The organism is Paracoccus aestuariivivens (assembly GCF_009711225.1).
Classification (GTDB): Bacteria; Pseudomonadota; Alphaproteobacteria; order Rhodobacterales; family Rhodobacteraceae; genus Paracoccus; species Paracoccus aestuariivivens.
In genome coordinates, this window is record NZ_WMIE01000043.1 from 1 (window position 1) to 7,549 (window position 7,549).

The 7,549-nt window shown below is 60.7% G+C and carries 7 protein-coding genes; 2 read left to right on the forward strand and 5 right to left on the reverse strand.

Going from position 1 to position 7,549, the window contains the following annotated elements; translation table 11 throughout:
* Positions 1 to 191: hypothetical protein (locus GL286_RS22405; RefSeq protein ID WP_211596482.1), on the forward strand; the 191-nt coding region annotated here is incomplete at its 5' end.
* Between the two features lie 9 nt (positions 192 to 200).
* On the opposite strand, the gene GL286_RS21730 is transcribed toward GL286_RS22405, so the two are convergent.
* From GL286_RS21730 to clpB, 4 genes are all read right to left on the reverse strand, one after another.
* A complete protein-coding gene (locus tag GL286_RS21730; protein ID WP_155097656.1) occupies positions 201 to 827 on the reverse strand; it encodes a protein-methionine-sulfoxide reductase heme-binding subunit MsrQ in 627 nt (208 codons plus the stop codon).
* Positions 827 to 1,726 carry a protein-methionine-sulfoxide reductase catalytic subunit MsrP gene (msrP, locus tag GL286_RS21735; protein WP_155097657.1) on the reverse strand — a complete coding sequence of 300 codons (900 nt, stop codon included), beginning with the start codon at positions 1,724 to 1,726 and terminating at the stop codon, positions 827 to 829. The genes GL286_RS21730 and msrP overlap by 1 nt, the downstream gene beginning before the upstream one ends.
* Before the next feature lie 76 nt (positions 1,727 to 1,802).
* A complete protein-coding gene (locus tag GL286_RS21740; protein WP_155097658.1) occupies positions 1,803 to 3,437 on the reverse strand; it encodes an alpha-D-glucose phosphate-specific phosphoglucomutase in 1,635 nt (544 codons plus the stop codon).
* A gap of 144 nt (positions 3,438 to 3,581) precedes the next feature.
* Positions 3,582 to 6,209 carry an ATP-dependent chaperone ClpB gene (gene clpB, locus GL286_RS21745; protein ID WP_155097659.1) on the reverse strand — a complete coding sequence of 876 codons (2,628 nt, stop codon included), beginning with the start codon at positions 6,207 to 6,209 and terminating at the stop codon, positions 3,582 to 3,584.
* A gap of 164 nt (positions 6,210 to 6,373) precedes the next feature.
* Between clpB and pyrF the strand changes: the two genes are divergently transcribed.
* Positions 6,374 to 7,060, forward strand: a complete 687-nt coding sequence (gene pyrF / locus GL286_RS21750) for an orotidine-5'-phosphate decarboxylase (RefSeq protein WP_155097660.1) — start codon at positions 6,374 to 6,376, stop codon at positions 7,058 to 7,060.
* Positions 7,061 to 7,069: 9 nt separating this feature from the next.
* Here the strand turns inward: pyrF and GL286_RS21755 are convergent, their stop codons facing one another.
* Positions 7,070 to 7,498, reverse strand: a complete 429-nt coding sequence (locus GL286_RS21755) for an NUDIX domain-containing protein (protein ID WP_170295360.1) — start codon at positions 7,496 to 7,498, stop codon at positions 7,070 to 7,072.
* Positions 7,499 to 7,549: the final 51 nt, after the last annotated feature.

Consider the following 7,549-nt stretch of genomic DNA (forward strand, 5'->3'; position numbering starts at 1 on the left):
ATTTTCCAGATCAGCGCCTCAACAAAGACACCCGATCCGAACCGTTCCAGCGTCTCGCCGTCTCGGTGAAGGCGTATTTACGGATCACAACCAAAACCCGCAAGTGCAAAAATGGCAAAAATACGAATAAATCAAACAAGTCGTTGAAATTGTATTGTTTTGTTTTCACTCAACATCAAACAAACTGGTAAAAGCAATCTTCATGTCCGAATGCGCCTACCCGCTATATTCGCACGGATTCGCAAAAACCACAGCAAACGCAGAGAAAGCAGTGCGAGAATCGCTGCCAGAATCAGAAGCGGCTTTGCTTCCCAGATCTTCAAAGCCCAAAGCCAATGGGCTGCAGCAAGCAGGGCTGCCGGATAGATCAGTCGATGCAACCGCCTCCAATTGGCGCCCATGCGTCTGATCGAGAAGCGGTTCGACGTGATCGCCAGTACCAACAACATCAGCGAAGCCAGCATTCCGAAGATCAGATAGGGGCGCTTCACGACGTCCTTGATCATCTGGCCCCAGAAAAAAGCCATGTCGAACACAACCCAAGACAGCAGGTGCAGCACGACATAGGTGAAGCAGATCAGTCCCAATGCCTGCCGAAAGCGCATAAGATTAATCCGGGTCAACCGCAGCAAAGGCGTCACCGTCAGCGTCGCGATCAGAAAGTATATCGCCGTTCGGCCTAGCCGATGTTCGATGTCGCGGACCGGTTCGACGCCGAGATTGCCTTGGAATGTATCCCACACCAGCAGGGCCAAGGGAATCATACCCATCACCCATACCGCCCAGACGGGCAGGCTTCTGGCAAATCGGTTCAGGCTTTGGACCATCAGTAATTCTTCGCCAGATCCATGCCCGCATACATGCTGGCGACCTGATCGGCATATCCGTTGAACATCAGAGTTTCTTGCCGCCCCCCCAGTAGACCAGCGCCGATGCGCCTTTCGGTCGCCTGACTCCAGCGCGGGTGGTCCACCTGCGGATTCACATTCGCGTAAAAGCCATACTCACTGGATTGCAGCATCTTCCATGTGGTGCCCGGCTGCATATCGGTAAGAGTGATCGCCACAATCGACTTGATCGACTTGAAGCCATATTTCCACGGCACGACCAGACGGATCGGCGCGCCATTCTGGTTTGGCAGCACCTTGCCGTAAAGGCCGGTCGCCAGAATGGTCAGCGGGTGCATCGCCTCGTCCAGCCGCAACCCCTCGCGATAGGGCCAGTCAATGCCGCGGCTGGCGCGTTGACCGGGCATCTGTTCTGGATCGAGCAGGGTCTGGAACGAGACGTATTTCGCGCCGGGTTGCACCCCCGCCTTTTCAAGCACGCTCGCCAGCGGGACACCCAGCCACGGGATGACCATCGACCACGCCTCTACGCAGCGCAGACGGTAGATGCGTTCCTCGAGCGCGCTGTCAGGTGCAAGATCCTCGACGCCATAATTGCCGGGACGGTCCACCATGCCACCGATTTTCACCGACCAAGGCTGCGGCCTCAGGGATCCCGAATACGTGGCAGGGTCTGTCTTGCCGGTGCCGAATTCGTAGAAATTATTGTAGTTGGTGATCTCTTCGAAGCTGTTCGGTTTCTCGTCGGTGGAAAAGGCAGAAGACTTGCCGGTCAGTGCAATAGCAGGGGCGGCAATGGATGCCATACCAGCGGCGATAAAAGCCCTGCGGCTGAGGTAATGCGCCTCAGGTGTGATCTGTGACCATGTAAGTTTCATCGGCGGCCTCCCTTCACTGCAGATAACGCAAGGATGACAGCGGCGGGTTCAACCGCCGATGAACTTCTTCGTGATGCTAGGTGGTTACATCCGGACGGTTGCGGCCGGTGAACTCGCGGATCAGGGCGATTTCCTCGGCCGCCGCTATGACCGGAGCAAGGGCCTGTTCAACCGGCATCTCGTGGCGGGTCGGGTCGGCCTCGTAGCGTTCCAGATAGACACGCAGAGTCGCGCCCTCGGTTCCGGTGCCCGACAAGCGCAGGACAAGACGCGAGCCATCGGTGAAACTGATCCGAATGCCCTGGCTTTTGGATACCGAACCATCGACCGGATCGAGATAGGCAAAGTCATCGGCGCTTTCGACGGTTAGACCCTGATACTTCTGTCCGACCAGATCGCCCGAAATATCACGCAGACGCTGCATCAGCGCATTTGCGCGCTCGCTGGGGACGGCTTCGTAATCGTTGCGCGAATAATAGTTGCGGCCAAATTCCGCCCAATGCGCCGACATGATCTGCTCGACCGGTTCGATGCGGCGGGCCAGAATGTTCAGCCAAAGCAGCACCGCCCACAGCCCGTCCTTTTCGCGGACGTGATCCGATCCGGTTCCTGCGCTTTCCTCGCCGCAGATCGTAACGCGACCCGCATCCAGCAGGTTGCCGAAGAATTTCCAGCCCGTGGGCGTTTCGTGGCATTCGACGCCCAGCTTGGCCGCGACGCGATCAGCCGCGCGACTGGTCGGCATCGAACGCGCGATACCCGCCAGCCCCTTGGCATAGGCCGGAGCCAGATGGGCATTCGCCGCAAGCACCGCCAGACTGTCCGAAGGCGTCACATAGATCCCGCGCCCGACGATCATGTTGCGATCACCGTCGCCATCCGAGGCCGCTCCGAAATCGGGCGCATCCTTGCCAAACATTGTGTCCATCAGATCCTTGGCCCAGACCGGGTTCGGATCGGGATGACCGCCGCCGAAATCGGGGGATGGAACGGCATTCACGACCGTACCCTTGGGCGCGCCCAGAATACCTTCCAGAATTTCCTTGGCGTAAGGGCCGGTCACGGCATGCATCGCGTCGAACCGCATGGTGAAACCGCCGATGAACAGGTTGCGGATCGTCTCGAAGTCGAACAACTCGCCCATCAGTTGGGCATAATCCGCGACCGGATCGACGATCTCAACGGCCATATCGCCCATCTTGGTCGTGCCGATCAGGCCCAGATCCAGATCCGCAGCCTCGAGGGTGCGATATTCGGTCAGTTCGGCAGTGCGCGCAAAGATCAGGTCCGTCACCGATTCCGGAGCGGGCCCGCCATTCGCGCCGTTGAACTTCATGCCGAAGTCTTCGTCAATGCCGCCGGGATTGTGGCTGGCCGATAGGATCACGCCACCATCCGCCTTGCGCTTGCGGATCAGGTTCGAGGCGGCAGGCGTCGACAGAAGTCCCCCCTGCCCGACGATCATCCGCGCAGCACCATTCGCCGCCGCCATCCGCAGGATCACCTGCACGGCGCGATCGTTGAAATACCGCCCGTCGCCGCCAAGGATCAGCGTCTTGCCCTGAACGCCGCCGATGGCGTCAAAGACCGACTGGGTGAAGTTTTCCAGATAATGCGGCCCCATGAAGATCTTGGTCTTCTTGCGAAGCCCCGAAGTTCCGGGCTTCTGCCCTTCGATGGGCTGGGTGGGGACGGTCAGGATGCGGGTCATCTCTCGCCTCTGCTTGAGCAAGTCGTTGGCCGCGATCTTGCACGTTTCTCCGAGGCTTACCATGCCGCGTGTGAACGTCAGGTAAAGACCCGCCGATATGAAAAGGGCGGCCAGACCGTGGCCGCCCTTTCTTCAGGCATAGGATCAGTGCAGCGGCACGCGGGGGCCGCTTTCGCCCGCCTCGCCAAGATGAGCACCGGTCACGCGGTTGCCGACGATCAGACCATCGGGGCCGGCGCTGACATGAACTGTCTGGCCATCCAGCACCTCTCCGGCGAGGATCATCTCGGCCAGAGGGTTCTGCAGACTGCGCTGGATCACCCGTTTCAGCGGTCTGGCGCCGAAAACCGGATCATAGCCCTCGTCGGCCAGCCACATCACCGCGTCGTCATCCAGCTCAAGCACGATCTTGCGCTGCGCCAGCCGGTGTTCAAGCTGGAGCAACTGGATCTTGACGATGCCGTCCATGTTGTCGCGCGTCAGACGATGGAAAATGATGATCTCGTCCAGACGATTCAGGAATTCGGGCCGGAAATGCGCCCGGACGGCATCCATCACCTGAGTGCGGGCCTGCGAGCTATCCGCGCCGTCCGGCAACGCACTCAGCGCCTGCGCCCCAAGGTTCGAGGTCAGGATGATCAGCGTCTGCTTGAAATCGACCGTCCGGCCCTGCCCGTCGGTCAGTTGCCCGTCATCCAGCACCTGCAGCAGCACGTTGAAGACGTCGGGATGGGCCTTTTCGACCTCGTCGAACAGGATCACCTGATAGGGTCGACGACGCACGGCCTCGGTCAGAACGCCACCCTCGTCATAACCGACATACCCCGGAGGCGCGCCGATCAGGCGGGCGACCGAGTGCTTCTCCATGAACTCGGACATGTCGATGCGGACCATCGCCGAGTCGTCGTCGAACATGTATTCGGCGATCGCTTTGGTCAGCTCGGTCTTGCCGACGCCGGTCGGGCCAAGGAACAGGAAGCTGCCCAAGGGACGTTTCGGATCGTTCAGACCGGCCCGCGCACGACGCACCGCATTGGCGACCGCCGTCACCGCCTCGGACTGGCCGATGACGCGCTGGCCAAGGACCTCTTCCATCTTCAGCAATTTCTCGCGTTCGCCTTCCAGCATCCGGCTCATCGGGATGCCGGTCCAGCGTTCGACGACCTCGGCGATCTGCTCGGGGCGGACGGCTTCTTCCACCATCGGGCTGTCGTCGTCGCCCTCGGCTTCCAGCAGCTTCTTTTCCAGTCCCGGAATGATGCCATAGGAGAGCTCACCCGCCTTGGCGAGATTGCCCTCGCGCTTGGCCTGATCCAGTTCGGCACGGGCACGGTCGAGCTGTTCTTTCAGCACACGCGAACCTTCCAGCTTGTCGCGCTCCGCTTGCCAGCGCGCCGTCATGGTCGAGGACTTTTCCTGCAACTCGGAAAGCTGCTTCTCCAGCTTTTCAAGCCGGTCCTGACTGGCGGCGTCATCCTCTTTCTTCAGCGCCTCGCCCTCGATCTGCAATTGCAGGATCTGACGGTCCAGCGCGTCCAGTTCTTCGGGTTTGCTGTCAACTTCCATCCGCAACCGCGAGGCCGCCTCGTCCATCAGATCGATGGCTTTATCCGGCAGGAAGCGGTCGGTGATGTATCGGTTCGACAGGGTCGCCGCAGCCACAAGCGCCGCGTCCGAGATCCGGACGCCGTGATGCAGCTCGTATTTTTCCTTGATACCGCGCAGGATACTGATCGTGTCCTCGACCGTCGGCTCTTCGACCAGAACCGGCTGGAAGCGACGGGCAAGGGCCGCGTCCTTCTCGATATACTTGCGGTATTCATCCAGCGTCGTCGCGCCAACGCAATGCAACTCGCCCCGCGCAAGCGCAGGCTTGATCAGGTTGGCGGCATCCATCGCGCCATCGGTCTTGCCCGCGCCGACAAGGGTGTGCAATTCGTCGATGAACAGGATGATCTCGCCCGCAGCATTCTCGATTTCCTTGAGAACGGCTTTCAGACGCTCCTCGAACTCGCCGCGATATTTTGCGCCCGCGATCAACGCGCCCATGTCCAGCGCCCAAAGCTGCTTGTTGCGCAGGGATTCGGGAACGTCGCCGTCGATGATGCGCAGCGCGAGGCCCTCGGCAATCGCGGTTTTACCTACGCCCGGCTCGCCGATCAGAACGGGGTTGTTCTTGGTGCGCCGGCTCAGCACCTGCATGGCGCGGCGGATTTCTTCGTCCCGACCGATGATCGGGTCGACTTTGCCGTCGGCGGCGGCTTCGGTCAGGTTGCGGGCATATTTCGACAGCGCCTCATAGCTGTCCTCGGCGCTTGCCGTATCGGCGGTGCGGCCCTTGCGAATATCGTTGATCGCCGAGTTCAGCGCCTGGGCCGAGACATGACCGGCCTGCAACGCGTCGCGCGCATTGGTATTCACCACCGCAAGCGCGGTCAGCACGCGTTCCGCCGGAACAAAGCTGTCTCCGGCTTTCTTCGCCAGCTTTTCGGCCTCGTCCAGCACGCGCACAAGGCTCGGGTCGACATAGACCTGACCCTGTCCGCCACTGACCTTCGGTTGCTTATCGACCGCCAGATCCGTCGCTTGACGCACCGCGGCGCTATCCCCTCCGGCCCGCGCGATCAGGTTCGATGCGAACCCCTGATCGTCGTCCATCAGCGCCTTGAGCAAATGCTCGGGCATGACGCGCTGGTTGTTTTCCCGAATTGCGATCGTCTGCGCGGCTTGCAGGAAACCACGCGACCGTTCCGTGAATTTTTCCATATCCATATGAAATTCCTTTCTTCAGCCCCCATTTCGGTCCGCCCGCATTGGCACGGTTCCACATGAGTCCTGCCTGTGAAATGGGCAGGAACAATCAGGGTTTCAAGACGGCCTTCTCCGTCCTATAAACCCGCCGTTTGTCGCATGGTTTCTGGAAATCGGGGTAGAAAATGGATGATCGTCTGATCGTGGCGCTGGATGTGCCGAACGCGTTGGCCGGGCTGGACTTGGCCGAGAAGATCGGAGACGCGGCCAGCTTCTACAAGATCGGCCTTGGCATGTTGACCGGAGGCGGTCTGGCACTGGCCAACGAGTTGAAGCAGGAACACGGCAAGCGCATTTTCCTTGATATGAAATTCTTCGATATCGGCGCCACGGTCGAGGCGGCGGTCAAGGGCATCGCGCAATACGACCTTGATTTTCTGACCGTCCACGGTGACCCCCATGTCGTGCGCGCAGCCAAGCAGGGCGCGGCAGGTTCGAACCTCAAGATACTTGCTGTAACCATCCTGACCTCGCTGGATCGCGCGGATCTGGATGCGGGACTGATCCAGCAAGGTGATCTGGCCGAACTGGTGCAGCTTCGCGCCGCCCGCGCCTTCGAGGCCGGAGCGGACGGCGTCATCGCCAGCCCGCGCGAGGCCGCGCTCATCCGCGCATTGCCGGAATCGGCGGGCCGCCTGATCGTGACGCCGGGCGTGCGTCCGGCAGGATCGGATGCGGGCGACCAGAAGCGGATCGAGACCCCCGCGACCGCCATCGCCAATGGCGCGGATCACATCGTCGTCGGTCGTCCGATCTGGAAAGCCGTCGACCCGCGCGCGGCGGCGCAGGCGATCATCGCTGAACTGCCCTAAGACTACGGGCTAAAGCCCCAGCACCTGCGCGACACGGCTGCGAAAATGCGGCACGGCGCGCGGGTGCGCCACGAACAGGGCAATCGGCATCATCTGCCATTCCTGCCCCTCGTCGCCAAAGCGGATAGCGGCAATCTCGGCTTCGGTGATGCGACCGCTGAACAGCCATGAATCGAATCCCGGCGGTGTCACGGACGGATAGACGCGACCGCTCAGCCGATCGGTGGTCAGGCGAAGCCCGAATTCTTCGTGAAGTTCGCGCAAGGCACATTCGACCGGATTCTCGTCCGGTTCGGCCCCGCCTCCGGGCAGATCCCAATGTGCGGGAAACGGAATCGAATCGTAATCGTCACGCAGGCAAGTTAGACCCGATGATCGGGAGGTGAGCTGACTGGGTTGGCGGCCTCTCCCGCGGCATTCTCCGTTCGAGGGTTGCACCAGGTCGGCTGGTGCCGAGCCTCAAGAATGGGGGAGAGACCGAATGCAGAA